This window comes from Mesorhizobium sp. M7A.F.Ca.CA.001.04.2.1, assembly GCF_003998485.1.
Taxonomy (GTDB): Bacteria; Pseudomonadota; Alphaproteobacteria; order Rhizobiales; family Rhizobiaceae; genus Mesorhizobium; species Mesorhizobium ciceri.
The window spans coordinates 47,514-74,256 of record NZ_RZQT01000014.1; the positions used below are offsets into that span (position 1 = coordinate 47,514).

23 protein-coding genes and 3 pseudogenes are annotated in these 26,743 nt (G+C 64.3%); 7 read left to right on the forward strand and 19 right to left on the reverse strand.

What is annotated here, in order from left to right; genetic code table 11:
- Positions 1-20: 20 nt before the first annotated feature.
- The 13 genes and pseudogenes from EN955_RS07115 to EN955_RS07175 all read right to left on the reverse strand — a co-directional run bounded on the left by EN955_RS07115 (position 21) and on the right by EN955_RS07175 (position 13,485).
- Positions 21-908 carry a branched-chain amino acid ABC transporter permease gene (locus tag EN955_RS07115; RefSeq protein ID WP_024502116.1) on the reverse strand — a complete coding sequence of 296 codons (888 nt, stop codon included), beginning with the start codon at positions 906-908 and terminating at the stop codon, positions 21-23.
- Positions 909-915: 7 nt separating this feature from the next.
- Positions 916-1,626 carry an ABC transporter ATP-binding protein gene (locus tag EN955_RS07120; RefSeq protein ID WP_013528528.1) on the reverse strand — a complete coding sequence of 237 codons (711 nt, stop codon included), beginning with the start codon at positions 1,624-1,626 and terminating at the stop codon, positions 916-918.
- Positions 1,619-2,398 carry an ABC transporter ATP-binding protein gene (locus tag EN955_RS07125; RefSeq protein ID WP_024502117.1) on the reverse strand — a complete coding sequence of 260 codons (780 nt, stop codon included), beginning with the start codon at positions 2,396-2,398 and terminating at the stop codon, positions 1,619-1,621. Before EN955_RS07125 ends, EN955_RS07120 begins: the two co-directional genes overlap by 8 nt.
- Positions 2,399-2,410: 12 nt before the next feature.
- Positions 2,411-3,619 (reverse strand): ABC transporter substrate-binding protein, encoded by a 1,209-nt coding sequence (locus tag EN955_RS07130; RefSeq protein ID WP_024502118.1) that lies wholly within the window; start codon positions 3,617-3,619, stop codon positions 2,411-2,413.
- Between the two features lie 206 nt (positions 3,620-3,825).
- Positions 3,826-5,589, reverse strand: coding sequence for an ABC transporter ATP-binding protein (locus EN955_RS07135; RefSeq protein WP_024502119.1), 1,764 nt, complete (start codon positions 5,587-5,589; stop codon positions 3,826-3,828).
- Between the two features lie 46 nt (positions 5,590-5,635).
- Complete coding sequence (locus EN955_RS07140) at positions 5,636-6,580, reverse strand: acetamidase/formamidase family protein (protein WP_024502120.1); 945 nt, start codon at positions 6,578-6,580, stop codon at positions 5,636-5,638.
- The gene (locus tag EN955_RS07145; protein ID WP_024502121.1) at positions 6,570-8,213 is read right to left on the reverse strand and encodes an ABC transporter substrate-binding protein; all 1,644 of its coding nucleotides are present in this window, start codon (positions 8,211-8,213) and stop codon (positions 6,570-6,572) included. The genes EN955_RS07140 and EN955_RS07145 overlap by 11 nt, the downstream gene beginning before the upstream one ends.
- A 33-nt stretch (positions 8,214-8,246) precedes the next feature.
- The gene (locus EN955_RS07150) at positions 8,247-9,167 is read right to left on the reverse strand and encodes an ABC transporter permease (RefSeq protein ID WP_024502122.1); all 921 of its coding nucleotides are present in this window, start codon (positions 9,165-9,167) and stop codon (positions 8,247-8,249) included.
- Positions 9,164-10,030, reverse strand: coding sequence for an ABC transporter permease (locus tag EN955_RS07155; protein ID WP_128278528.1), 867 nt, complete (start codon positions 10,028-10,030; stop codon positions 9,164-9,166). Before EN955_RS07155 ends, EN955_RS07150 begins: the two co-directional genes overlap by 4 nt.
- Positions 10,031-10,049: 19 nt before the next feature.
- Entirely contained in the window at positions 10,050-10,667 is a 618-nt protein-coding gene (locus EN955_RS07160) for an ANTAR domain-containing protein (protein WP_024502123.1), read from the reverse strand.
- Positions 10,664-11,758 (reverse strand): transporter substrate-binding protein, encoded by a 1,095-nt coding sequence (locus tag EN955_RS07165; protein ID WP_024502124.1) that lies wholly within the window; start codon positions 11,756-11,758, stop codon positions 10,664-10,666. The genes EN955_RS07160 and EN955_RS07165 overlap by 4 nt, the downstream gene beginning before the upstream one ends.
- A 178-nt stretch (positions 11,759-11,936) precedes the next feature.
- Positions 11,937-12,425, reverse strand: a complete 489-nt coding sequence (locus tag EN955_RS07170; RefSeq protein ID WP_024502125.1) for a hypothetical protein — start codon at positions 12,423-12,425, stop codon at positions 11,937-11,939.
- A gap of 206 nt (positions 12,426-12,631) precedes the next feature.
- Positions 12,632-13,485, reverse strand: a pseudogene (locus EN955_RS07175) (helix-turn-helix domain-containing protein).
- Between the two features lie 92 nt (positions 13,486-13,577).
- On the opposite strand from EN955_RS07175, the gene EN955_RS07180 reads away from it, so the two are divergent.
- Together EN955_RS07180 and EN955_RS07185 are read left to right on the forward strand one after the other, a co-directional pair.
- Positions 13,578-15,122, forward strand: coding sequence for a 4-hydroxyphenylacetate 3-hydroxylase N-terminal domain-containing protein (locus tag EN955_RS07180; RefSeq protein WP_024502126.1), 1,545 nt, complete (start codon positions 13,578-13,580; stop codon positions 15,120-15,122).
- Positions 15,123-15,128: 6 nt separating this feature from the next.
- Entirely contained in the window at positions 15,129-15,638 is a 510-nt protein-coding gene (locus EN955_RS07185) for a flavin reductase (protein ID WP_013528541.1), read from the forward strand.
- Between the two features lie 25 nt (positions 15,639-15,663).
- On the opposite strand, the gene hpaR is transcribed toward EN955_RS07185, so the two are convergent.
- Positions 15,664-16,059 carry a homoprotocatechuate degradation operon regulator HpaR gene (gene hpaR / locus EN955_RS07190; RefSeq protein WP_245265301.1) on the reverse strand — a complete coding sequence of 132 codons (396 nt, stop codon included), beginning with the start codon at positions 16,057-16,059 and terminating at the stop codon, positions 15,664-15,666.
- 215 nt (positions 16,060-16,274) lie between these two features.
- Between hpaR and EN955_RS07195 the strand changes: the two genes are divergently transcribed.
- Both EN955_RS07195 and EN955_RS07200 read left to right on the forward strand, forming a co-directional pair.
- Positions 16,275-16,661 carry a 5-carboxymethyl-2-hydroxymuconate Delta-isomerase gene (locus EN955_RS07195; protein ID WP_024502128.1) on the forward strand — a complete coding sequence of 129 codons (387 nt, stop codon included), beginning with the start codon at positions 16,275-16,277 and terminating at the stop codon, positions 16,659-16,661.
- A gap of 11 nt (positions 16,662-16,672) precedes the next feature.
- Positions 16,673-17,881, forward strand: a pseudogene (locus tag EN955_RS07200) (aldehyde dehydrogenase family protein); the annotation flags it as partial.
- Here EN955_RS07200 and EN955_RS07205 read toward each other — a convergent pair.
- The 5 genes and pseudogenes from EN955_RS07205 to EN955_RS07225 all read right to left on the reverse strand — a co-directional run.
- A pseudogene (locus tag EN955_RS07205) lies at positions 17,881-18,078 on the reverse strand (aspartate aminotransferase family protein); the annotation flags it as partial. The pseudogenes EN955_RS07200 and EN955_RS07205 sit on opposite strands and share 1 nt — an antisense overlap.
- A gap of 34 nt (positions 18,079-18,112) precedes the next feature.
- Positions 18,113-19,462 carry an aminotransferase class III-fold pyridoxal phosphate-dependent enzyme gene (locus EN955_RS07210; RefSeq protein ID WP_024502131.1) on the reverse strand — a complete coding sequence of 450 codons (1,350 nt, stop codon included), beginning with the start codon at positions 19,460-19,462 and terminating at the stop codon, positions 18,113-18,115.
- 19 nt (positions 19,463-19,481) lie between these two features.
- Positions 19,482-20,150, reverse strand: coding sequence for an HAD-IA family hydrolase (locus tag EN955_RS07215; RefSeq protein ID WP_024502132.1), 669 nt, complete (start codon positions 20,148-20,150; stop codon positions 19,482-19,484).
- Entirely contained in the window at positions 20,147-21,427 is a 1,281-nt protein-coding gene (locus EN955_RS07220; RefSeq protein WP_024502133.1) for a Tm-1-like ATP-binding domain-containing protein, read from the reverse strand. The genes EN955_RS07215 and EN955_RS07220 overlap by 4 nt, the downstream gene beginning before the upstream one ends.
- Positions 21,427-22,197, reverse strand: coding sequence for an IclR family transcriptional regulator (locus EN955_RS07225; protein ID WP_024502134.1), 771 nt, complete (start codon positions 22,195-22,197; stop codon positions 21,427-21,429). The genes EN955_RS07220 and EN955_RS07225 overlap by 1 nt, the downstream gene beginning before the upstream one ends.
- 173 nt (positions 22,198-22,370) lie before the next feature.
- Between EN955_RS07225 and EN955_RS07230 the strand changes: the two genes are divergently transcribed.
- The 3 genes from EN955_RS07230 (at position 22,371) to EN955_RS07240 (ending at position 26,556) form a co-directional block, all read left to right on the forward strand.
- Complete coding sequence (locus EN955_RS07230; RefSeq protein ID WP_024502135.1) at positions 22,371-23,819, forward strand: APC family permease; 1,449 nt, start codon at positions 22,371-22,373, stop codon at positions 23,817-23,819.
- A 251-nt stretch (positions 23,820-24,070) separates the two neighbouring features.
- On the forward strand, positions 24,071-25,072 hold the full coding sequence (locus tag EN955_RS07235; RefSeq protein WP_245265298.1) for a cytochrome P450: 1,002 nt from the start codon (positions 24,071-24,073) through the stop codon (positions 25,070-25,072).
- The gene (locus tag EN955_RS07240) at positions 25,069-26,556 is read left to right on the forward strand and encodes an aldehyde dehydrogenase (RefSeq protein ID WP_024502136.1); all 1,488 of its coding nucleotides are present in this window, start codon (positions 25,069-25,071) and stop codon (positions 26,554-26,556) included. The genes EN955_RS07235 and EN955_RS07240 overlap by 4 nt, the downstream gene beginning before the upstream one ends.
- The last annotated feature ends 187 nt before the right edge of the window (positions 26,557-26,743 follow it).

Consider the following 26,743-nt stretch of genomic DNA (forward strand, 5'->3'; position numbering starts at 1 on the left):
CAGATGTCCCTTCCGACATGTCAAGCGTCCCTTCCGAACAGGCCAGCCGGCCGGACCAGAAGCACGATGGCCATGATGACGAAGACCACGAGATTGGAGGCCTCGGGGTAGAAGACCTTGGTCAGGCCCTCGGCGAGGCCAAGCATGTAGCCGGTGACGATCGCACCGAGGATCGATCCCATGCCGCCGACCACCACCACCGCGAAGACGACGATGATGAGGTCCGATCCCATAAGCGGGCTCACCTGATAGATCGGTGCTGCTAGAATGCCGGCAAGCCCGGCCAGCGCGGAGCCAAGGCCGTAGGTGAGGGTCAGCAGCAACGGCACGTTGACGCCGAAAGCCTGGACGAGACGGGGATTCTCGGTTGCCGCGCGCAGATAGGATCCAAGCCTGGTCTTCTCGATCAGCGCCCAGGTGCCGAAGCAGACGATCAGCGAGGCGACCACGACCCAGCCGCGATAGTTGGGCAGGAACATGAAGCCGAGATTGGTGCCGCCGGCAAGCAGCGGCGGCACGGCGTAAGGGTTTCCCGAGACGCCGTAATAATAGCGGAAGATGCCTTCGAGCACGAGAGCGAGGCCGAAGGTGAAGAGCAGCCCGTAGAGCGGATCGAGATCGTACAGCCTCGACAGCGCCAGGCGCTCGACCACGACGCCGAAGACGCCAACGATCAGCGGCACAAGGATCAAAGCGGGCCAATAGCCGATGCCGAGATGGGTGAGAAGCAGATAGCCGACGAAGGCGCCGAACATATACTGGGCGCCATGGGCGAAATTGATGACGCGCAGCAAGCCGAATATGACAGCCAGGCCCAGGCTCAGCATGGCGTAGAACGAGCCGTTGATCAGGCCGACCAGCAATTGGCCGAGGAAGGCCTGAACCGGGATTCCGAAGATCATCGTCATGGCGCCATCATACACCCAGGACTTCGTGGAGCTGCGCCATGCGGTCCGGCAGTTCGCCGACCGGAAACCCCGCCACCACCTTGCCGTGCTCCATCAGATAGAAACGGTCGGCGACACGACTGGCGAAGCGAAAGTTCTGCTCGACCAGCAGGATCGTCATGCCGCGCTTTTTCAACGTCGCCAGCAACGCGCCGATGCGCTGCACGATGACGGGAGCGAGCCCCTCCGTCGGTTCGTCGAGGAGCAGCATCTTCACGCCGGTTCGCAGCATGCGCGCGATCGCCAGCATCTGCTGTTCGCCGCCCGACAGCCTGGTGCCGGGACTGTTGCGCCGCTCCTTCAGATTGGGGAACAGATCGAATATCTCCTCGACGCTCATGCCGCCCTGCGCGACGACCGGCGGCAGAACCAGATTCTCGTCCACGGTCAGCGTTGCGAAGATGCCGCGCTCCTCCGGCACGAAGCCGATGCCTTGATGGGCGGTGCGGTGCAGCGGCAGCCGCATCAGGTCCTTGCCGTCGAAGGCGATCCGGCCGGTCCGCTTGCGGATCAACCCCATGATGGCGCGCAGCGTCGTCGTCTTGCCGACGCCGTTGCGGCCGAGCAGCGTGACCGTCTCGCCGGCAAACACTTCCAGATCGACACCGTGCAGCGCATGGCCCTCGCCATACCAGGCGTTGAGGCCGGTGACGGCAAGCAGAGGTGCGGCACTAGTCATCGGCGGTGCCCATATAGGCGATCTTGACGCGCTCGTCGCGGCTAACGGTGGCGTAGTCGCCAGCGGCCAGCACCTCGCCGCGCTGCATGACCGTTATCCAGTCGCAAAGGTCGGCCACCACGGTCAGATTGTGCTCAACCATCAGCACGGCGCGATCCCTGGCAACCGAACGGATGAGGCTGGAAACCGTGGCCACGTCCTCGTGCCCCATGCCGGCCATCGGCTCGTCCAGCAGCAGCACTTTCGGATCGAGCGCGAGCGTCGTGGCGATCTCCAGCACGCGTTTCCTGCCATAGGAAAGATCGCCGGCGAGCCTGTTCCTGGCGTCGTCGAGACCAACCGAGCGCAGCAATTCCTCGGCGCGCGGCGTCAGCCGGTCGAGCGCCGCGAGCGAGCGCCAGAACTGAACGCCGAGCCCTCCCGGCCGCTGCAGCGCGACGCGGACATTGTCGAGCACGCTGAGGTGCGGAAAAATCGCCGATATCTGGAACGAGCGCACCAGCCCCATCCGCGCAACCCTGGCCGGCGAGGTGCGGGTGATGTCGTGGCCAAGCAGCTCGATCCTGCCGCTGGTCGGCGCCAGGAACTTGGTGAGCAGGTTGAAGACGGTCGTCTTGCCGGCGCCGTTGGGTCCGATCAGGGCATGGATGTTGCCATGGCGGACATCGATATCGACGTTTTTGACGGCGATGAAGCCGGCAAAGTCGCGTCGCAACCCGCGGGCGGAAAGCACAACCCGCGGCTCGTTCGCGTCCAGGTCAGTCGGCGCCATCGGCCGCGCCTATCACTGGCCGGCCGTCGAACAGCCGCTTTCCTTCTCGCTGAGGAAGGCCTCGTTGCCTGGAATGGTGGCGAGATATTTGTAGTAGTCCCAATCCTTGGTGCTCTCGGCTGGCGACTTGACCTGGTAGAGGTACATGTCGTGGACCATGTTGCCGTCCGCCTGCACCTTGCCGTTGGTTATCACCGCGTCGTCCACAGGCATCGAATGCAGCTGCTTGGCGACGGCTTCGGTCTCGTCCGTGCCGGCCTTGTCGATCGCCTTCAAATACTGCGTCACCGCCGAATAGGTCGCGGCCTGGATCATGTTCGGCATGCGGTTGGTGCGCTTGAAGAAGCGCTGCCCGAATTCGCGGCTCTTGTCGTCGCGATCCCAGTAATAGCCTTCGGTCAACACGACGCCCTGCGCCGCTTGAAGGCCAAGCCCATGCACCTCGGCCAGCGTGAACAGGAGTGCGGCAAGACGCTGACCGCCCTGCACGATGCCGAATTCGGCCGCCTGCTTGATGGAGTTGGAGGTATCGAGGCCGGCATTGGCCAAGCCGATGACCTTGGCGCCCGACGATTGCGCCTGCAGCAGGAAGGACGAATAATCGGTCGATCCCAAGGGATAACGCACCTCGCCCAGCACCTTGCCGCCATGGCTTTCGACGAACTTGGTGGTCTGATCCTTCAGCGAATAGCCGAATGCATAGTCGACGGTGACGAAGAACCAGCTGTCGCCGCCCTGCTGCACGAGAGAGCCGCCGGTACCCACCGCCTGCGAGTGAGTGTCATAGGCCCAGTGGAAGCCGTAGGGCGAGCACTGTTTGCCGGTCAGCTCCGTGGTCGCCGCGCCGGTGACGATGTCGATCTTCTTCTTTTCCTTGGAAATCCCCTGGACGGCGAGCGCTACCGAAGAGGTCGTCAGTTCCATGATGGCATCGACTTGCTCGGTGTCGTACCACTGCCGGGCGATGTTGGAGGCGATATCCGGCTTGTTCTGGTGGTCGGCGCTGATGATTTCTATCGGCGCTCCCTGCACCTTGCCGCCGAAATCCTCGACGGCCATCTTGGCCGCCTCGACCGACCACTTGCCGCCGAAGTCGGCGTAGACGCCCGACTGGTCGTTGAGGATGCCGATCTTGACCTTGCCGTCGGAAATTTCGGCGGCCGAAGCGGGGATCGCGGATGCGGCGAGAAGTGCCGCGGAAACGAAAAGGCTTACCTTCATGGTTGACTTCCTCCCATAGCGATGAATCCGACCGACCCTCCTACGATCGATCATCGCAATGGTATTGAACATGAGGAAGATAGGGACAGAGGGCAAGAGGCCGTTAGGGATTTAGTGTTCGAAGCGATACGGTTTGGCGGCGGAACGCGAGCCTTGGGCGAGAGATAGAGACACAAACATGTGAACCGCCCGGCGGCAGTGCCGGCTCAGCCCTCGACGGCGACGAGGTGGCCGTTGCCGACATCCCTCAGCGCCAGTTTCAGCGGCGCCTCGCCGATCCTGCGGGTGGCGCTCGGGATTTCCTGGTCGAGGCGCGCGAAGCGGCTTCTGCGCTGCGCGGGATCGGGCACGGGCACGGCTTCGATCAGGCGCCTGGTGTAGGGATGGCGCGGGTTGGAAAAGACCTGGTCGCGGGTGCCCATCTCGACGATCTGGCCGAGATACATGACGGCGACGCGGTCGGAGATGTTCTCGACCACCGCCATGTCATGCGAGATGAAGAGATAGGCGACGCCGAATTCGCGCTGCAACTCCTTCAACAGATCGAGCACGCGCGCCTGCACCGAGACGTCGAGCGCCGAGACGCTTTCGTCGGCGATGATCAGCTTCGGCCGCAGTGCAAGCGCGCGGGCAATGCAGACGCGCTGGCGCTGGCCGCCGGAGAATTCATGCGGATAGAGTTCCATCTGATCGGGCGACAGGCCGACGCGCTCGAACAGCGCCGCGACACGCTCGCTGCGCTCTTCCTTCGAGGCGATACCGTGGATCAGCAGCGGCTCGGCGACGAGGTCGCCGACACGCATGCGCGGGTCCAACGAGGCATAGGGGTCCTGGAAAATCATCTGCACGTCGCGGCGCACCGCCTTGCGCTCGTCGCGGCCGAGGCCGGACAGATTGCGGCCGCCAATGGCGATGTCGCCGCTGTAGGGCACCAGTCCGGCCAGCGCCTTGGCGGTGGTCGACTTGCCACAACCGGATTCGCCGACCAGCGCCAGCGTCTCGTTGGGCGCGATCGAGAAGCTGACGCCTTCGACGGCGTGGACGCGACGAGTGACCCGGCCGAAGAAGCCGCCATGCAGGTCGAAACGGACATGCAGGTCCTTGACGTCAGCGACATTGGCCGGCGTTGCCGTCTCGGCACTCCTGGATTCCTGGCGACCGATACCGCTGCCGATGCGCGGCACGGCGGCCAGCAGCTCGCGCGTGTAGCCGGCTTGCGGCCTGGCGAAAATGTCAGCGGTTTTTCCCTCTTCGACCATGCGGCCATGCCGCATGATGATGACGCGGTCGGCCATTTCGGCGACGACGCCCATGTCATGAGTGATGAGGATGACGCTGGTGCCATGCTGGCGCTGCAGATCGCGCAAAAGTTCCAGCACCTCGCCTTGCACGGTGACGTCGAGCGCCGTCGTCGGCTCGTCGGCGATCAGCACGTCCGGCTCGAGCGCCAGCGCCATGGCGATCATCACCCGCTGGCGCATGCCGCCGGACAGTTCGTGCGGAAACTGCTTTAGCCGGCTTTCGGCTTCCGAAATGCGCACCGCCTTCAGCGCCTCGATGGCACGCTGGCGAGCCTCGCTCTGCGACAGGGAGGTATGCGCCTCGATGGATTCGGTGAGCTGCCGGCCGATCGACAGCACCGGGTTGAGTGAGGTCATCGGCTCCTGGAAGATCATGGCGATGCGGTTGCCGCGAATGCGCCGCATCCGGCGCTCGTCCAGAATCGTCAGATCTGTGTCGCCGAGATGGACCTTGCCGGATGAAATCCTGGCGGCAGGCTGCGGCAGAAGCTGCATGATGGCCAGAGCGGTCATCGATTTGCCGGAGCCGGATTCACCGGCAATGCACAGCGTCTCGCCACGAGACAACGTCAGCGACAGGTCGGAGACGACCTCGCGCTCGCCCTCCTCGCCGCGCACGCTGACGGAGAGGTTGGCGATGCCGAGTATGGGTTCGCTGGCGGCGATCATTGCGCGCGTGACCCGGAGAGGGATTTACTCCGGCACACCCCCCTCCTCATTCAAACACGCAGCGCGGAAAGTAGAACGACACCACCCAGTTCGGCATGTCGACGATCTCGCTGATGCGGAGATCGCCGCAGACCGAGGCCAGCATATAGGCCTCGACTGGGTCGATGTGATAACGACCGGCGAGCAGGTCGACCATCTGCGCAACCGCTTCCCTGGCGCCGGTCATCAGGTCCGGACCGATGCCGGTCGTCACCTCATAGCCCTTGGCGTCGAGATGGCGCGTCACCGGGCCTGGCGTGGTGAAGCGCGGCGTCTTCAGCCTGGCATCCTTGACCAGGTCGAGCTTGAGCACGACGTCCATCGGACTTTCGATCGCCGTGCCGCAGACCTCGCCGTCACCTTGCGCGGCATGGGTGTCGCCAACCGAAAACAGCGCGCCCGCCACTTCCACCGGCAGATAGAGCGTGGTGCCGGCGGCGAGATCGCGGATGTCGAGATTGCCGCCGACGCGCCTTGGCGGCACCACCGAGTGGTGGCCCTTTTCCGCCAGCGCGTTGCCTATGGTGCCGGCGAAGGGTTTCAACGGCACACGCGCATTCTTGCCGAACAGCGCCGGCTCGAGCGAGGCAGCGTCGTATTTCCAGATGTTCAGCGCCGGCTCCTTGAAGTCGTCGGCGAGCAGCCCAAACCCCGGAATGTTGGCCGTCCAGCCGAAGCCGGACGGCTTGAACATCTCGATCGTCACCTTCAGCGCGTCACCCGGCTCGGCGCCCTCGACGAAGATCGGCCCGGTCACCGGATTGACGGTGGCGAAGTCGAGCTTGGCGACGTCGGCGACCGTGCTGCCGGCCTGCAACTGGCCGCCGGAGGAATCGAGGCACTGGAACTCGATCGTCGAGCCGGGCGCCACCCGCTCGGCCGGGGCAAACGAATTGTCCCAGCCGAAATGATGTTGGCGCCCGTGGATGGTGTAGTCGCAGTTATTGCACATCTTTTACGTACACATTGTCGTAGTTGATCGGGATATGAACCGGGTCGACATAGAGGTTGTCGGCGCCGCCCATGCGCGCCGATTTCATGGTGAAGCGCTGCTCGTTGAAGACCGGCGCCCAGGGCGCGTCTTCCATCACCTTGTCGTAGATGGCGCTCCACATCTTGTCGCGTTCGCCTGATTTAGCCGGGTCGACCACCGAGTCGGCCTCGGCCGCCTTGGCGTCGAGATCCTTGTTGCAATACCACGACCAGTTCCAGCCGCCTGGCACCGCACCGGCGCAGCCGAGGATCGGGCCGTAGAAGTTCGACGGATCCGGGAAGTCGGCGATCCAGGCCATGCCGCCGGACCAGATCATCGGTGCGCCGGCCTTGTCGCCGCCGGCGGCAATCACGTTTGCCTGCGCCAGCGACTGGATGCTTGCCTTGATGCCGATCGCCGCCAGATCCTGCTGGATCGCCTGGGCGATGCGCGGGTTGGGATCGGTGTTCATGGCAAACAGCTGTGTCTCGAAGCCGTCGGGGTGGCCAGCCTCTGCGAGCAGCGCCTTGGCCTTGGCGACGTCATAGGGATAGCCCTTGTATTCCTTGTCGTAGCCCGGCATCGACGGCGGCAGCGGCTGGTTGGCCGGCACGGCGCGGCCGTTGATGATCTGGATGACGCGCGCCTTGTTGATCGCCATGTTGACTGCCTGGCGCACCTTAACATTGTCGAACGGCGCCATGGTGGTGTTCATGGTGACATAGCCGGTGTGCAGCTGGCCGCCTTCGACGACGCGTGCCTTCTGCTCGGGATCGGCCATCACCTCCTGGAATTTTGCTGGCGGAATGCCGTCGCCGGGGACGTCGATCTCGCCCTTCTGCAGGCGCAGCAGCGCCACGATCGGCTCCTGGCCGATCTCGAAGGTGATCTTGTCCAGATGCGGCAGGCCCTTGTGCCAGTAGTCCGCATTGCGCTCGAAGACGATGCGCTGGCCGAGCGTCCACTCGGCGAGCTTGAAGGCGCCGGTGCCGACCGGATGCTTGCCGAAATCGGCGCCGTATTTCTCGACCTCTTCCTTCGGCACGACATGGGCGAAGTTGATGGCCATCACATGCAGGAAGGTGGCGTCGGGGCGGGTCAGTTCGAACTTGACCGTGTAAGGGTCGACGACAGTGACGCCGGAGAGGCTCTCGGCCTTGCCGGCGGCGACATCGTCATAGCCCTTGATCGAGCCGAAGAAGCCGGCGCCGGGGCTCTGCGTCTTCGGATTGGTGACGCGGTCGAGCGAATATTTCACGTCGTCGGCCGTCATCTCGCGACCATTGTGGAATTTCACACCATGGCGCAGCTTGAAGGTGAAGGTCTTGCCGTCGGGCGAAATCTCGTAGCTTTCGGCGAGGTCGGGCTTCAGATTGGTGGTACCCGGCTCGTAATCCATCAACCCGTCGAACAGGCTCTTGATCATCGACCAGTTCTGCCAGTCATAGCCGATCGCCGGATCGAGCGTGGCGACGTCGTCCTTGTAGGTGATGGTGATGGCGCCGCCCTGCTTGGCGTTCGGATCGACGGCGTCCTCGGCGCGAACGCTCGTCATGCCGAGCATCAGCGCCAGCGCCGATGCCGCTACCGTGGATGCGAGAAAATTTTTCATTTTTATGTTCCCTTTCTCTGTCTGGTTTTCATTTCATCTGAGCTTGATGCGGGGGTCGATGAAGGGCGCGATGATGTCGGCCAGCAGATTGCCCAGCACGATGGCGAAGGCCGACACCAGCGTCACACCCATGATGATCGGGATGTCGACGCGTTGGATGGCCTGCCAGGCGAGCTGGCCGATGCCGGGCCAGCCGAACACGCTTTCGACGACGACGATGCCGCCCATGAAGATGCCTATGTCGATGCCGATCATGGCGATCACCGGCAGGATGGCGTTGGGCAGCGCATGGCGGAACAGGATAGCTCGCCGCGCCAGGCCTTTGGCGCGGGCGGTGCGCACGTAATCCTGGCGCAGCACGTCGATCATCGACGAGCGCATCATGCGCGCGTACCAGCCGGCGCCGAGGATTCCCATGGTCAGCGACGGCAGCACCAGATGACGCCAGGTGCCGTAGCCGCCGATCGGGAACCAGCTGAGCCGCACGGCAAAGACGTAGAGCAGCAGCAGACCGACGACGAATTGCGGCGCCGAGACGCCGACGAAGGAGGCGACCATCAACGTCTGGTCAGTGGCGGTGCCGCGCTTGACGGCGGCGATCAGGCCCATGCTCAGGCCGAGCAACAGCTCGCACAGGATGGCGCCGACCATCAGCAACAGGCTGGCCGGCAGCCGCGAAACGATCAGCTCGGTGACTTCGGAGCGCTGGATGTAGGAGCGGCCGAGATCGCCGCTGACGAGCTTCGTGAGATAGCGCCAGTACTGGACGACGAACGGCTGGTCGAGGCCGAGCTGCTGGCGGATGTTCTCGACCGTCTGCGGCGTGGCGCTGCGGCCGGCGATCTGGCGCACCGGATCGGCCGGCAGGAGATAGAGCAGCGCGAAGGTGATCAGCGAGACGCCGAGCAGGATCAGCAGCGACTGGATGAGGCGGCGGCCGAGATAGGCGATCATGCCCGGCCCCTCTGCGTCGGATCGAGAATGTCGCGCAGCGCATCGCCGATCAGGTTGAAAGCCAGCGCCAGCGCCAGGATCGCGGCACCGGGGAAGAACACCAGCCAGGGTGCGGCCTGGAAATAGGTCTGGTTCTCGAAGATGATGTTGCCCCAGGACGCCGTGGGCGGCTGGACGCCGATGCCGAGGAAAGAGAGCGTCGCCTCGAGCAGCACGGTGGTCGAGATGCCGAGCGTGCCCCAGACGATGATGGTCGGTAAGAGATGCGGCAGGATGTGGCGAAACAGGATGCGCGGCGCGCTCGCGCCGATGGTGCGTTCGGCATCGATGAACTCACGCTCCGCCAGCGATGAGGTCTCGGTGTAGATGACGCGGGCGGTCTGCACCCAGTTGACCAAAGCGATGACCATGGCGACGATCCACAGGCTGGGCTCGAACACCGCGGCCAGGCAAATGGCGAGCAGCAGTGCCGGAAACGCCATCATCAAATCGGTGAAACGCATCAGTGCGCTGCCGATCCAGCCACGGAAATAGCCGGCGACAACACCGACCAGCGTGCCAATGAACAGCGCCACGCCATTGGCGACGATGCCGATGATCAGCGAGGTGCGGGCGCCGTAGAGGATGCGGGTCAGGAGGTCGCGGCCGAGCAAGTCGGTGCCCAGCCAGAATTTTGCATCCGGCGGCAAGGGCGAGCCCTCGATGGTCAGGCCGTCGAACATCTGCTCGTTGGGATCATAGCCAGTCAGCCATGGCGCCAGCACGGCGCCGGCAACGACGATGGCGACGATGACCAGCCCGAGCAGAGCCAGACGGCGCCTGACCAGCCGGCGCCAGACGCCGGCGCGCGGCTTGACCGGCATGCGCCCTGGCGCGGTGAGATCAGGCGCGATGGGACTGGTCATCGCCGCCTTCTTCCCCTGTTGCTTCTTCACTTGTCATGGCCACGATCCGCCGCGCGGCATCCTCGACGCTGATCTGCCAGCTCATCGCCAGCGAGCGCAGCTGCGCATAGGCGCGGCCGTCATCGCTGCCTTTCGCCAGTGCTGTCACCGCGCGCACGATGGTCTGGCGCTCGGCAACGCGCTGGCGAAGCGAGGCGATCTCGCTGGCCAGGTGTTTTCGCGCCTCGAAACTCTGGCGCGCGATCAGCAGCGCGCTGTAGACGCCGGCATTGCCGACCGGCTTCAGCAGCTGCGCATCGGCCTTATGCGACAGCGCCCATTCGATGCGGCCCGGCGCCTCGGAACCGATCAGCGCCACCAGCGGCATCGGTGCCTCGCCCGGCTTCCACGGAAACTGCTCGTCAAAGCCGAGATCGGCGTCGAAGAAGACGAAATCGGCGGCCAGCGCCTCGGGCGGCAGTTCCGGCCAGCAATCCAGCGTGATCAGCCCGATGGCCGACAATTGCCTGGTGATCGCCTGCACCGTCGGATGTGGGCGATGCAGGATAAACGCCCTGGCGCCGCCGAGATTGGGGATGCGTGGGGCTCTGGTCACGACACCACCCTCAGGCGCGGGCGGCCGAATGTTTTTGCCGGGTCGTAGCGCGACAGATACGGATCCGGCGCGACTTCGTCTTCGCGGCTGACGACCTCGAAGAAGCCGTCCGCGATGCGCCCGATGATCACCGGCAGTGTCGCGTGCTGCGAGTGGGCGTCGATGGCGATCGGACCGAGCCGGGTGGAGAAGCGGCGTTCGGCGAAGGCTTTGGAGAATTCCGCCGGACCGGCGTCGGGATTGCTGGAGAGCACGTCGGCCATCACCTGCACCGAGGCATAGGCGGAGGCCTCGAAGGATGAGGCAAAGGCAGCCGGGCGCGGCGCGAAATACGGCCCGACCGACAGATGTCCCTTGCCGGATTCACCGATCGCCGGCAGCTCACCTTCGGTCAGGTTGCAGGAGATGACGGGGCAAGTCTCGGGACTGAAGGCGGCATCCTCGTGACCCAGGTCGCGATAGGCCGCGAGGAAGGCGTAGGACGAGGTGCCGATCAAATTGTTGAGGATGAAGTTCGGCCGCGTGGCACGGATCTCCGCGATCAGCCGCGACACGTCGGTCTCGCCGATGCGCAGGTAGCGTTCGCCCAGCACCTTGCCGCCGGCATCCGCGATCAGGTCGCGCGCGACGCGATTCATCTCCCAGCCCCAGATGTAGTTCGAGCCGAGCAGGAAGCCGTTGGCGCCGAAACGCGGCACGACATGCGCCATCAGCGGCACCAGATGCTGGTTGGGGCAGGCGTGCATGTAGACGACATGCTCATTGGCTTCGAAGCCCTCATAGGGGCAGGCGTACCAGAGCATGCCGCCGGCTTTCTCCAAGACCGGAATGGTTTCCTTGCGGCTCCAGGAGGTGACGCAGCCGATGACATGGCGTGCGCTGCTGGTCTTGAAGATATCTTCGCAAAGCGTTGCGTAGCGGTCCGCATTGCTTTGCGGATCGCGCTCCACCGGCACCAGTTCGATGCCTGAGCTGCGATCGGCGTTGATGTCGGCTATGGCACGCATGGCACCGATGCGGCACGCATCGGAGACGAGCTGATAGCTCCCCGAGCGGGAATACAGGATGCCGATCTCGATGCGCCGTTTCAAACAGGACCCCAGAAATGACAATGCCTCGCAGCCTGCGCCGGAAGGGCGAGGCATACGAGGCATTTTTGCCGCCCGGCGATCAGAGCCGGTATTTTGCGCTAGCGTATTCGGTCCGGCGGGTCAGTCAAGCCCTCAACGACATTTGCATGACCTGCCATCGCCGTTTCGCTGCCGCCGGCTATTTGGCCGCCGGCCTCTGGCCGTGTTGGCGAGCATAGGTCACACAAGCGTCCACCGTGCTGACACAAAGCGCGTCGCGCCTGTTCGGCAAATTGTTGTCGCCGGCATAGGCAACTTCGGCGACACGGCCATCGACCATGCGAATTTGCGTATCGCAATAGCCGCCGGGAGCGACATTGACGGAGCCGCCGACCGCCGGGATCGCGCCGACCGCCAACGTCGGAACCACAATGCTGAGATTGCCGCGCTGGACGATGCGCTTGTAGGTCCAGATCTGGCCCGATTGGCCGGCGTCGGCGGTGGCGGTCGGAAACCCGGCGCACATTCGAACATCGGCTTCGCTGAGGCCGACCATCTCCTTGCGGGCAGCCGCCGCCGTTGGATCAATCTTGGCGATACGCGACGTATCGTCAGGAACGACGCAGGAAGACTGGATGCCGACACAGAGAGCAGCGAGGCCAAGCTTTCGAATGCAGGAAAATATCATGCCGACTGTCAGATTTGCCCGATTGTCAGATTTTGCGTGGCGCCCGCCGCTCCTTTCTACCTAGGCAGACAGGCGAGCGGATCAACCCGTTCAGCTTCACGAAAAAGTGGCTGTGGCTGCATCATGGCCGGTCGGGAAGCCAACGCCCTGGCGGAAGCGGGCTCGCGCCGGAACGGCGCGCCAAGGTCCGCATCCATGGTCACCCATCAATGACCCTGCAACTGTTTCCGCCGCCAGGACGCGGGCGCTTCGCCGACCCGCGCGCGAAAGAATCGTGAAAAATACGCCGGATCGTCGAAGCCGATCTCGTAGGCGATGTCCTCGACCGTGCGTACGGTGAACAACAGCAGCCGCTTGGCCTCCAGCAGCCGTCGCTCACTGACGACGCGTTTGACGCCGCTGCCCAGCACCGCGCGGCTGGCCTTGTCGAGAAGATGCGGCGTCGTGGCCAGCGCCTCGACGTAGCGATCAACAGGCCAGTTGTCGCGGAAATGCGCATCGGCGAGCCGGCGCAGCCCCAACGCCAGTGAGGCATCAGAAGACGCCGTGGCATCCTTTGTCTCGGGACTGAGGCGCGCGATGTGGGAGAGCGCGACGGCGATCAGCGCCTGCAGGACCCTGTCTTTGCCGGCTTGCGCCTCGGCGTATTCGGCGGCGATCATCTCCAGCACCGCCGCCAATCTGGCCCACGCTGCGTGCTGCGGCATGCCGTCGGCAAAGACCGGCCGGTCCAGCGGCAGCAGGCTGTGAGCCGCGATGGCCGCAAGCGCGCCGTCGGCGACCGAGACGACGATGGCGTCGGTGCCGGGGCCGATCGAGAAGCCGTGCACGATAGTGCTCGGCACGAAACTCACGGCAGGCGCCGAAAAGTCCCAGGATCGGTACCGGAGCCGCTGGTCCAGAAGGTGATCTGACCCATCTGCGGGTGCTTGTGCGCGGCGACCTCACCAAGATGGATATTGCCGCGCGCAAGCACCGTCTCGACATGCAGAAAACCGACATCGAGCGGCCGCACCGGCTCGCCATAGACGAAGAAGTCGGGGATGGATCTCTGGCTCATGACGCCGGAAAAAGTCCAATCGGTTTTGCCGTTCCGTCCATAACCGATCGATGTCCAGGGCGCTAGGGTTACGGCTTAAGAGGAGGACCATCATGCGATCAGAAGACTTCCGCACTGATAAGGCACGCCCGTTCACCGGGGCCGAGTATCTGGAGAGCCTGCGCGATGGCCGCGAGGTCTATATCAACGGCGAACGCATTGCCGACGTCACCACGCATCCGGCGATGCGCAATTCGGCGCGGTCGCTGGCGCGCCTCTACGACGCCCTGCATGATCCAAAGCGGCGGGACGCGCTGACGTCACCAACCGACACCGGCTCGGGCGGCTACACCCACAAATATTTCCGCGTTGCCAAGTCTTCCGCCGAGCTTGTTGCCCAGCAGGCGGCGATCGCGGAGTGGTCGCGCATGTCCTATGGCTGGATGGGCCGCACGCCCGACTACAAGGCGGCGCTGATGAACACGCTCGGCGCCAATGCCGACTGGTACGGGCCGTTCAAGGACAATGCCCTGTCCTGGCACAAACGCGCGCAGGAAGCCGCGTTGTTCATGAACCACGCCATCGTCAACCCGCCGATCGACCGCCACAAGCCGGCCGAACAGGTGAAGGATGTCTTCGTCCACATCACCAGGGAGACGGACGCCGGCATCTACGTGTCCGGCGCCAAGGTGGTGGCGACGTCCTCGGCGCTGACGCACTACAATTTCCTGGCGCAAGGGTCGGCGACGGTGACCGAGGATCCGTCGCTGTCGGTGATGTTCATCGTGCCGATGAATGCGCCGGGGATAAAGATGTTCTGCCGCGTCTCCTACGAGCAGACGGCCAACACGGTGGCGGCACCCTTCGACTATCCGCTGTCGTCGCGCTTCGACGAGAACGACGCGATCCTGGTGCTCGACAATGTCTTCATCCCCTGGGAGGACGTGCTGGTGCTGCGCGATGCGCAAAAAATCCTGTCCTTCCATCCGGCCTCCGGCTTCATGCATGGCTACTGCTTCCAGGGCTGCACGCGTTTCGCCGTCAAGCTCGACTTTCTCGCCGGCCTGCTGGCCAAGGCGCTGCGCGCCACCGGCGGCGATGCTTTCCGCGGCAACCAGGCGGCACTGGGCGAGGTCATTGCGCTCAGGCACATGTTCTGGAGCTTTTCCAACGCCATGGCCTACAACCCGATCCCATGGGCGAATGGCGCCGTCCTGCCCAACCTGGAAGCCGCGCTTGCCTACCGCACCTTCATGTCGGAAGCCTATCCGCGCGTCATCGACACCGTGCGCCGGGTGATCGCCTCGGGGCTGATCTACCTGCCGTCGTCGGTGCGCGACTTCAACAACCCCGAGATCGACAAATATCTGTCGCAATATGTGCGCGGCTCCAACGATATGGGCCACATCGAACGCATCAAGATCATGAAGCTGTTGTGGGATGCGACCGGCACCGAGTTCGGCGGCCGCCACGCGCTCTATGAGCTCAACTATGCCGGTGCGCCGGAAGAGGTACGGCTGCAGGTGCTGAAAGGCGCCGAGCGCGGCGGGCGGCTGAAGGCGATGGAAGAGCTGGTCGACACCTGCATGGCCGATTATGACGAGAATGGCTGGACCGGCGATACCTGGTTCCATCCGCTTGTCTCAACGGCCGAGTGAAATCACATGGCCACGCAGATTTCGAAAGCCGATTTCCGCGACGCCATGGCGAGGGTCTGCGCGCCGGTCAACATCGTCACCACAGACGGGCCGGCAGGACGCGGCGGCTTCACCGCCACCGCCATGTGCAGCGTCTCGGACGAGCCGCCGACGCTGCTCGTGTGCATGAACGGGCGCTCGACCCAGGCCGCCATGTTCCTGTCCAACCGGCGCTTCTGCGTCAACGTGCTGACGCATGACCACATGCATCTGGCGGGAAAGTTCGCCGGCGCGACCAGGGACATGGAGGCGCGCTACGCCTCGGCGCGCTGGCAGACGCTGACCTCCGGCACGCCGGCGCTGTCGGATGCGATCGTCAACTTCGATTGCGAGATCGAGACCGTGCATGTCGTCGGCACGCACAATGTCATGATCGGCCGCGTCATCGATGTCCGGCACGGCAGCGGCGGCTCGGCCCTGCTCTATGTCGACCGGAATTATACGCAGCCGACACGGTTGGGCAGCTTTGGCGGGTGAGCCTGGACGAAACGGCCAGGACCGCTCAGCTCTCGCCGTCGATCAAGCTCTCCAAGAGGTCGAGGAGCTGCTCCAGCTTCTCATGCCCAAAACGCTGTTCGATGTCGTCATAGATGACGCGACGCTCGGGCGACAGGGCGTCGATCAGGGCGGAGCCGGCAGGCGCAATGGTCAGCACGACGCGGCGGCCGTCGCCTTCGGCCTTGTTGCGGGTGATGAATTTGCGTCTCTCGAGCGCCTTGATGATGCGCGTCAGGCTGGGCGGCAAAACCGAGGCGCGATCGGCAAGTTCCGTCGCCTCGACCGGGCCGGCTTCGCTGAGCACACGCAGCACGCGCCATTGCTGTTCGGTCACGTCATGCGCCGCAAGCATCGGCCGAAACCGCGCCATCACCGCTTCGCGGGCATGAAGCAGCGCCATCGGCAGGGAACGACGGGTGTTTTCAGGCAGCAAAAAAGAGCCTCCCACGCTTGCGATCGAAACAGGCCTTCCCTCGGTCGAATCCGCCTGCCGGGGCCCGTTCCTGCCATCCCGTATCGTTGCGCCAAGGCCGATGCAAGACTTGACTTCGCGGATGCCGCATGTAATTAACGCGTTAACTACAACAAAGCAATAACCCAGGGAAACGAAGCGCCGTGCCTCACTTCTCCATCGAGTATTCGGCCAATCTCGATGCCAAGGTCGATATGGACGAATTGTGCGCGCTGGTGTTGCGCACAGTGCTGGACACCGGGCTGTTCGAGACCGGCGCCGTGCGGGTGCGGGCCTTTCGCGCCGAGGCCTACGCGATGGCCGACAGCCTGCCGGAAAACGCTTTTCTCGACATGTCGTTTCGCATCGGCACCGGCCGCAGCCCGGAAGAGAAGAAGCGGACCGGCGAGGCTGTCTTCGCGGCGGTGAGCGAATACCTTGCCACCCTGTTCGAGACCCCGCATTTCGCCCTGTCGCTCGAAATCCGGGAAATCGACCCGGTGCTCAGCTGGAAGAAAAACGCAATCCACCCGCGGCTGCGCGGCAAGTGACGGAACCCGACATGTCCGACCTGCAAGGCAAACTGAACCAGGCCGAGGCCTATCTGGCCCGCTTCAAGCGCGATGGCGTTTTGAACCAGATCGGCGGCGAGGCGGTGCCGGCCCTCGATGGCGCGACGTTCGAAACGCTGTCGCCGGTCGACCTCAAGCCGCTGGCAAGCGTCGCGCGCGGCGGCGCCGCCGACATCGACCGCGCCGCCAAGGCGGCGAAGGCGGCGTTCCCAGCCTGGGCGGCCATGCCTGGCGAGGCACGCAAGAAGCTGCTGCACAAAATCGCCGACGCAATCGAAGCGCGCGCCGAGGAGATCGCTTTTGTCGAATGCATGGATACCGGCCAGGCGCTGAAGTTCATGGCCAAGGCAGCGCTGCGCGGTGCCGAGAATTTCCGTTTCTTCGCCGACCGCGCGCCCGAAGCGCGCGACGGCGAGACACTGCGTACGACAGGCCAGGTCAATATGACGACGCGGGTGCCGATCGGCCCGGTCGGCATCATCACGCCGTGGAACACACCGTTCATGCTGTCGACGTGGAAGATTGCGCCAGCGCTGGCGGCCGGCTGCACCGTGGTTCATAAGCCGGCTGAATTCTCGCCGCTGACCGCCCGCCTGCTGGTCGAGATCGCCGAGGAGGCCGGCCTGCCGAAAGGCGTATGGAACCTGGTCAACGGCCTTGGTGAAGACGCCGGCAAGGCGCTGACCGAGCATCCCGACATCAAGGCGATCGGTTTTGTCGGCGAAAGCCGCACCGGTTCGATGATCATGAAGCAAGGCGCCGGCACGCTGAAGCGCGTGCATTTCGAGCTTGGCGGCAAGAACCCTGTGATCGTCTTTGCCGACGCCGATCTCGAGCGCGCCGCCGACGCCGCCGTATTCATGATCTATTCGCTGAATGGCGAGCGCTGCACCTCGTCGTCGCGGCTTCTGGTCGAAGCCTCGATCTATGAAAGCTTCACCGCCAAAGTCGCGGAGAGGGCGAAGCGCATCGTCGTCGGCCACCCGCTCGATCCGAAAACGGTGGTCGGGCCGCTGATTCATCCGGTGCATGAAAAGAAGGTGCTGTCCTATATCGACATCGGCAGGTCGGAGGGGGCGACGCTGGCCGTCGGCGGCGGCAAGGTCGAAGGGCCGGGAGGCGGCAGTTATGTCGGCCCGACCCTGTTCACCAACGTGACCAACGGCATGCGCATCGCGCAGGAGGAGATTTTCGGGCCGGCCTCGACCACATAGGGCTGGCAGTGGCCGACATGGGCGACATTGTTGTACGCGTCGAGATATTTGCGGCCGTCGGCATCGTAGAGCCAGACGCCTTCGCCGCGCACCAGGTGCACGGGCTCGTCATAGAACAATTGCGATTTCGCACCGAGCAGGCGCGAGCGCCGGCTAACCAGCGCTTCTTGCGGTTGAGTCATTGCGTCTCGAAACTCCGTTCTCTCCAATAAACCGTCAGACCTTCGACAGGCCTGCATCCAATGCTTCGCCGATCCTCGCGACATCCGCGGCGCTGACGATAAGCGGCGGCGACAGGATGATGGCGTTACCGGAGACGCGCAGCATGACGCCGGCCTCGTAGGCCGCCTCCGAAACCAATGCCATGGTCTTCTTGTCGGCGGGCTTTTTCGTCGCGCGGTCCGAGACCAGCTCCAGCGCCGCCATCAGGCCCTTGTACCGGACATCGCCGACGATCGCATGCTTCGCCTTCAGCCCCTCCAGCACGGCTGCGAGTTCGACACCACGCGCGGCCGCGTTCTCGTTCAGGCGCAGCCGTTTGGTCTCGGCAAGCGCCGCCAGACCCGCGGCACAGCCGACAGGATGGCCGGAATAGGTATAGCCATGGCCGATGGCGCCGAAGCTGGTCTTGTCGGCCTCGAAGACATCGGCGACCTTGGCGCCGATCAAAGTGGCGCCGAGCGGGAAATAACCCGAAGTGATCGCCTTGGCGATGGTCATGAAATCGGGCTTCACGCCGGACAGACGCGAACCCGACCATGCGCCGGTGCGGCCGAAGCCGGTGACAACCTCATCGGCGATCAAAAGGATCTCGTGGCGGTCGCAGATCTCGCGCACCTGCGGCATGAAGCTCTCATGCGGAACAATAACGCCGCCGGCGCCGAGAACCGGCTCCATGATGAACGCGGCGATGGTATCGCCGCCCTGGAAGGCGATTTCGTCCTCCAGCGCCCTGGCGCAGAGTTTTGCCAGCCGCACTGGGTCGGTCTCGTCGAACGGGTTGCGGAAGGTCCAGGGCGCGGGAATGTGGAAGACGCCCGGCAGCAGCGGCTCGTAGTTGCGGCGGAAATTGGCATTGCCGTTGACCGACGCGCCGCCGAAATGCGTGCCGTGATAGCCTTTCTTCAAGGCGATGAATTTGGTGCGGTCGGCCTGGCCACGGATCTTCCAGTACTGCCGCGCCAGCCGAAGTGCCGTTTCGACCGAATCCGAGCCGCCCGAAGTGAAAAACGTCCGCACCATGCCTTCTGGCTCGAACCATTCGCAGAGTTCGTAGGCGAGCTCGATCGACGGGCCGGTCGAGGTGCCGCGAAAGCCGGAATAATAGGGCAGCGCGCCAAGCTGGTCGGCGATCGCTTTCTTGATCGGGTCGCAGCTGTAGCCGAGATTGACGTTCCACAGGCCGCCGACGGCGTCGAGCACGGTGTTGCCGGCGATGTCGGTGACCATCACACCCTCGCCTTTCATGATCACCTTTGGCGGGTTGGCCCGCATCTCGGCCGGATGCGCCATCGGATGCCAGATCGGCTTGGCGTTGGTTTCGGTGAGAAAATTGATGTCGCGCATAATGGACTCCGCAAAAATCTCAGGCAACTGGGACGAGGTCGAAATGGCCGAGGGCCTCGGCATAGGAATGAGCCGGGCGGGCGACGTCGAAATGCACCGTGCGCATGCCGGCAGCACAGCCGCCATCGACATTGCGCCGCTGGTCGTCGACGAAGACGCAAGCGCCGGCCGGCACGCCGAGCGCCTCGGTGACGAAGGCATAGGCACGCGGATCGGGCTTGAGGATGCCGGTGTAAGTGGCGTCGATGATAACATCGAACAGGCCGAGCAACGGCAGCCGCTGGCGGAAGTCGGCGCCGTAGAACAGGTCGAGTTCATTGGACAGGATGGCCAGTCGAAAACCGGCGGCATGCACCGTGCGAATGGTGCTGTCAGCCTCCGGCCGCACCACCTTTTCCGGCTCGGCCCCTCGCGCGCGCCGGACGAAGGTCTCCATCGCCTGCCAGTCCTCGCCCACCAGACGGCCGACCTCGCTTGTGCGTGTGCGCCAATAGTCACGCTCGCTGATCTCGTCGGCCTGCATGGCGCGCCACAGCGGATCGCTGCCCGGATCGAACGGCCCGCGCCATTGCAGCGTCCCCGGCGCGAGGCCGAGCGCCTGTTCGGTCAAGGCGTGGGTCTCGAACAGCGTGCGGGTGACGACGCCGCCGAAATCGAGGACAAGCGCCTGGGCGGGAACAGCACTCACGCCGCCACTCCCTCGGCCGGCTTGCCGCGCGGGACGATGCCTTCCTCGACCCAGCGGTCGAAGATCTCGAGCGCCTTGCCGACGAAGTCGTCGCTGTTGATGTGAGCGTCGATCTCGTGGAACTCGACGCCGGCGGGAATGACCTTGCGAATTTCGTCAGTGAAGGCGGCCAGGGCTTCCGGCTCATAGAGCGGCTCGCCCTCCACGTCCCATTCCTGGATGCCCTGGGACGGCAGGATGAAGGCGGAGCGGCCTCTGGCGGCACCGAGCTTGGCGGCGATGGTCCTGGCGACCTGGCGGCGATCGTCGGCATCGACGGTGATCGAAGCGATCAGCCTGTTATGGGCGTGAAACGGCCGCTTCGAGAATTTAGCCGGCAAATCCTGCCAGGTCGGCAGGTCGACCATGTCGACCGCGCCGGGTGCTGCGATCTGCGGAATGCCGCGGGCACCGGCATTCTCCAGCCGGTCGGCGCCGGAACTGACGACTGAGCCCGCGAGATGGTTGGTGATCTCCTGCAGGCTGAAGTCGAACACCGCGCAAAAATGGTCCTGACCGGCAATCGATTCGAAGGCACGGCCGCCCATTCCGGTGGTGTGGAAGACGGCAACGTCATAGCCGCGCTGTTCCAGCGCCGGCTTCAGCGTCTTCATGTAGCGCAGGCAGCTGCTGCCGAGCGAGGTCATGCCGATGGTCGGCCCGATTGCCGGAGCCGACATGCGAGTCTCCAGCACGATCCTGGCCGCGCCGACGACCGCACCACAGGCCTGTGACAGGACCAGCCTGCAGATCGAGTTGAGGCCGTACAGCCCGCCCGCCCAGAGGATCATCATCAGGTCGGGCGCGACGCGCTCGGGTGGGATGAGGTGCGAATAGGCGATGGTCGAGACGACGAATTTCGGCACGCCGAGCGGCAGGCAAAGCGCCACGTCGAGCGCCAGATCGGTTCCCATCGAACCGCCGATGGCGATGAAGGCGTCGATCTCGCCGTTTTGATGGAGCTTGCGCACCAGTTGCACGGCGCCGCCGGCCATCAGCGTCATGGCGGTGTTCTCGTCACCACTCGAAACGATCTCGGCGATCGTCACATCCACCGCCCGCGCCACGGCGTGCTTATCGTGGTCCGGGCTGTAGGGCGGGTCGCCCAGCACGCTGACATCCATCATCACGGCGCTGCCGCCCGACTGCTCGATGCACTGTTTCATGAACAACAGCTCTTCGGCCTTTGTGTCGCCCGTGCCGATGACCAGGATGCGGGGTGCTGTCTCCGAGGGCATCAGGCCTGCCTCCTCAGGGTTTGCAGGTTTTCACCGTTGAGGCGCATGGAAATCTCCCGTGCCGCCGCCCTCACGGCAAGTCCCCGCTCCGTGATCGCGGCCGCCGTCGTTCTGGCCTTTGGCGCCGCCACCGCGATGGTGCCGAGCGCAAAGCCATCCGCCCCGCGGATTGCCGCCGCGACGCTGATCACACCTTCCTCATAGCCCTGGTCGCAGATCGAATAGCCGCGCTCGCGCGCCTCGCCCATGGATCTTGAGATGGCGGCCGGCTCGATCAGCGTATGGGCCGTGAAGGCATCGAGCGAACCCGTCAGGCACGCCTTGACGGCCTCGTCGCGGGCGAAGGCCAGATAGGCGATGCCCGACGCGGTCGAATGCAAAGGCAGCAACTGACCGATGTCGATGTTGACCCGGTTTGCCCATGCTGGATGCTCGACGTGGACGGTGACCAGCCTGTCGACGCCGAATTCCGACAAATGCACGGTCTCGGCCGTCGATGCGGCCAGGTCCCGCACCAGCGGAACGGCCGTCTGCAGGAAGGGAAAGCGCGCCTCGCGGATGCGCGCCAGCCGCGACAGGCCGGCGCCGAGGCGATAGTGCCGCGTACCCGCATCCTGCTCGACGAAACCACGGCCGGCCAGCGCTACCAGCAGCCGCCTTGTCGTCGCCTTGTCGAAGCCCGAGCGGCGCGCCAGATCGGACAGGCCGAGCTCGGGCTCGTCGACGTTGAACAGCTCCAGAAGCGAGATCGCTTTTCCGACCGTACTCAAATTTGCCTCCCGGTTCGGGACAATCATTTAACGTGTGAATTAACTTGACAGGCATCAGCATTGTTTGCAAGTCTATATTCAAAATAACGGTTCAAATAATGAACCAACCACCAGAGTGCATGGGACAGGCCATTCGGCCGGCGAACTCAAGGGTTTGCAAACAGGAGGGATCAATGACAGCAGTCTCGGAACAGGCGCCGGCCAACAGGCTGCGCAAGAACAGTCTTGGCGTCGGCGCCATCACCTTCATGGTGATTTCTGCGGCCGCCCCACTCACGGCAGTCGCCGGCGGCACGCCGCTTGGCATGCTGATGGGCAATGGCGCCGGCTTTGCCGGCACCTATCTCATCGTGACCGTGCTGCTGCTTTTGTTCGCGGTCGGCTATGTCGCCATGTCACGCCATGTCGGCAATGCCGGCGCCTTCTATGCCTATGCCGCACGCGGCCTCGGCAGCATGGCCGGCGGCGCCACGGCGCTGCTCGCCATCCTGTCCTACAACGCCATGCAGATCGGCGTCATGGGCCTGCTGGGCGCCGCAACCGCCGGCCTGTTCGCCGGCTGGGGCATCAACCTGCCCTGGTGGGTGTGGAGCTTCATCGCCATCGCGCTGGTCGCCGTGCTCGGCTATCGGCAGGTCGACCTCTCCGCCAAGATCCTGACGGTGCTGGTGCTGTGCGAATATCTTGTGGTGCTGATCCTCGATATCGCCATCCTCAAGACCGGCGGCGATAGCGGCCTGTCGGCGGCGCCATTCAGCTGGAGCCAGATCGTCAGCGGCTCGCCGGCCATCGCCATCCTGTTCTGCTTCGCCGCCTTCATCGGTTTCGAGGCGACGACGATCTATGCCGAGGAAGCCCGCGACCCAAAGGTCACCATTCCGCGCGCCACCTATTTCTCGGTCGTGCTGATCGGCGTCTTCTACATGCTCACGGCATGGCTGATGGCGGTCGGCGCCGGTGTCGACAAATTGCTGCCGACGCTGCAGGGATTGCAGGATCCGACGACCTTCCTGTTCGGCCTGTCCGACCGCTACGCCGGCACGATGCTTTCGCAGGCGATGAGCATCCTGTTCGTGTCGAGCCTGTTTGCCGGCGTGCTGGCGTTCCACAATGCGGTTGCGCGCTACATCTACGTCTCGGGCCGCGAGAAGCTGTTGCCGCAGACGATCGGCGTGACGCATCCGGTGTACCAGAGCCCACATGTCGCTTCCGTCATCCAGAGCGTGCTCGCCGCGGTCGTTGTCGGCCTGTTCGCCGTGCTCGGCCTCGATCCGGTGCTGGCGCTGTTTTCGTGGCTGACCAATGTCGCGACGCTCGGTGTCATCGCGATGATGGCGGTGGCATCGCTTGCCGTGGTGATGTTCTTCCGCGCCAACCCGGCGGCCCACGAGAATGCGCTGAAGACCACCATCCTGCCCGGGCTGACCTTCATCGCCTTCGTCATCATCATCTATTTGATCGTCATCAATTTCGGCAGCCTGTCGGGAGCCGGCGGTTTCCTTGGCGTGTTCCTGCCGGGGCTGGTGCTGATCGCCGCGATCGTCGGCCTGCTGCTGGCCAGCGCGCTGAAGAGCCGCGATCCGGTCGCGTTCAAAAACCTCGGCCAGCCGCTGAAAGATTGAGAAAAGCAAAGGGGCGGCATGCCACGCCGCCCCTTACACCACAAGGGGAGTGGCGGATTTGAGCTTTGCCGAAAATATCACCGTCGAGGCATTGGAAGCCGATCCCTACCCGATCTATGCAGAGCTCAGGCGCAGTGCGCCGGTCGCTTTCGTGCCGGCGGTCAATCTTTGGTTCGTCACCCGCTGGAAGGATGTCGAGAGCGTCGCCAAGTCGCCCGAGATCTTCTCCGCCGTCGTCGGCTCGTCACCAGTTGAGCGTCTCCTTCGGCAAGCCGACCATCCTGACCACCGATGGCGAGACGCACAAGCAACTGCGCCAAGGCGTCGACCCGAAATACCGGCCGCGCACCGTCGCCGCCTATGCCGGCGACCTCGTGCGGTCGATTGCCGAACCTTTTCTGGACCGGATCGTCAACCAGGGCTCCGCCGAGCTGATGGCCGATTATTTCGAGCCGGTGTCGACGCTCAGCCTGGCGCGCTCGCTCGGCCTTGCCGGCATCGATATGCCGACGCTGCGCCGCTGGTTCTACGGCCTTGCCCAGGGCGCCATCAATTTCGAGAACGATCCGAAACGGCAGGAGATCGCCGACGCAATCAGTGCCGAGGTCGGCGACGCCATCCTGCCGACGCTGGAAAGACTTGCGCGCCAGCCAGATGACTCGGCGCTGTCGCATATGCTGCATGACGGCATGCCGGAGGGCACGACGCGGCCGATCGACTTTCTGATGCCGAGCATCAAGGTCATCCTGCTTGGCGGCATGCAGGAGCCCGGACATGGCGCCGGCTCGATCCTCGCCGGCCTGCTGGCTCATCCCGAGCAATTGCGGCAGGTGCTCGCCGATCCCGAGACTTTCGTGCCGAGGGCGGTCGACGAGGGCCTGCGCTGGGTGGCGCCGATCGGCACGCAGACGCGGCAGACGACGCGGGCAGTCGAGCTTGGCGGCGTGACGATCCCGGCCGGCGCTGCCGTCGCCGCCCTCGTCGCTTCGGCAAGCCGCGACGAGAGTCGCTTTGCCGATCCCGACCGCTTCGACATCAACCGCAACGAAGGCAACCATGCCGCCTTCGGCTTCGGCCATCATTTCTGTTCGGGCCGGTTCTTCGCACGCGAGCAGATGTGCCTTGCGGTGAAGCTGTTGCTCCAACGCTTCCCCGATCTCAGCCTTGTGCCGGGCAGGGAACCGGTGTTTCGCGGCTGGGAATTCCGCGCGCCAACCACATTGCATGTTTCCCTTGGAGTCCGTCACCAATGATCAGTCAGAATGCCATCGAAACGCTGCGCAAGACGGAGATCGGCGCGCAGGGCCTGTTCATCGATGGCGTGCAGGTCGAGGCAACAGGCGGCGCAAGCCTGCCGGTGACGTCGCCGATCGACGGCCGACCTTTCGCCAGCATCGCCGACGGCAACGCCGCCGATATCGACCGCGCCGTGAAGTCGGCGCGCAAGGCGTTCGTGAAGGGTTCGTGGTCGCGCGCCGCACCCGCCTTTCGCAAGAAGGTGCTGACGAAATTCGCCGAGCTGGTCGAGAAACACGCCGATGAGCTCGCCGTGCTCGGTGTGCGCGACAACGGCACCGAGATCGGCATGGCCTACAAGGCAGAACCGCTGTCGGCGGCAGGCACCATCCGCTACTATGCCGAGGCCATCGACAAGGTCTATGGCGAGATCGCGCCGACGGCCGAGAATGTGCTCGGACTGATCCACAAGGAGCCGCTCGGCGTCGTCGGCGTCATCGTGCCGTGGAATTTCCCGCTGATGATCGGTGCCTGGAAGATCGCGCCTGCACTTGCCGCCGGCAATTGCGTGGTGGTGAAGCCGCCGGAGATCGCCTCGCTGACGCTGCTGCGGCTGGCCGAACTGGCAAGCGAGGCCGGCTTGCCCGCCGGTGTGCTCAACGTCGTCACCGGGCTTGGCGCGGTCACCGGCGAGGCGCTCGGTCTGCATATGGATGTCGACGCCATCGCCTTCACCGGCTCCGGGCCGGTCGGCCGGCGGCTGCTCGACTATTCCGCCCGTTCCAACCTTAAGCGTGTCTTCCTCGAACTCGGCGGCAAGTCGCCCAACATCGTTTTTGCCGATGCCCCCGACCTGAAACAGGCGGCGGTGGTCTCTGCCAACGGCATCTTCCGCAATTCCGGCCAGGTGTGCGTCGCCGGCTCGCGCCTGCTCGTCCAGGCGTCGGTCTATGACCGCTTCATGGACGAACTTCTCTCGGCAACCACGCGGCTTAGGGTCGGCGATCCGCTCGATCTCGCAAGCGACGTCGGCGCGGTGTCGAGCGCCGAGCAATTGGACAAGAACCTCGGCTTCGTCGCCAAGGCCGCCGAAGAAGGCGCCCGGTTGGTCACCGGCGGCGAGCGCATACTGACCGAGACCGGAGGCAGCTACATGGCGCCGACGATCTTCGAGAATGTGACACAGGACATGCAGCTTGCCCGCGAGGAGGTGTTCGGGCCGGTGCTCGGCGTCATGCGCTTCGAGACCGAGGAGGAGGCGGTTCGGCTTGCCAATTCGACCGTCTACGGGCTTGCCTCCGCGGTGTGGACCGCCAATCTCTCCACCGCGCATCGCATGGTGCGCGCCATCAATGCCGGCGTCGTCCACGTCAACACCTATGGCGGCGCCGACATCACCGTGCCGCTCGGCGGCGTCAAGCAGTCCGGCTTCGGCCGCGACAAGTCGCTGCACGCGCTGGAGAAATATTTGGAACTGAAGACGGCCTGGATCGCGCTTTGACGGCACGCTGAGCTCTCTGAGAATCTGACGACCTCCAGACGCGCGCAAGATAGCGCCGCGATCCGCTGCGGCCGGTCAAGCGGCGGCTTTTGCTCACGCTCTTGAAAATTTTGAGAGAATATTCCCGGCTTTGGCGAGAATGGCGAAACGCGTTCTTTGATAAACTTGATAGAATTTCTGAGGATGC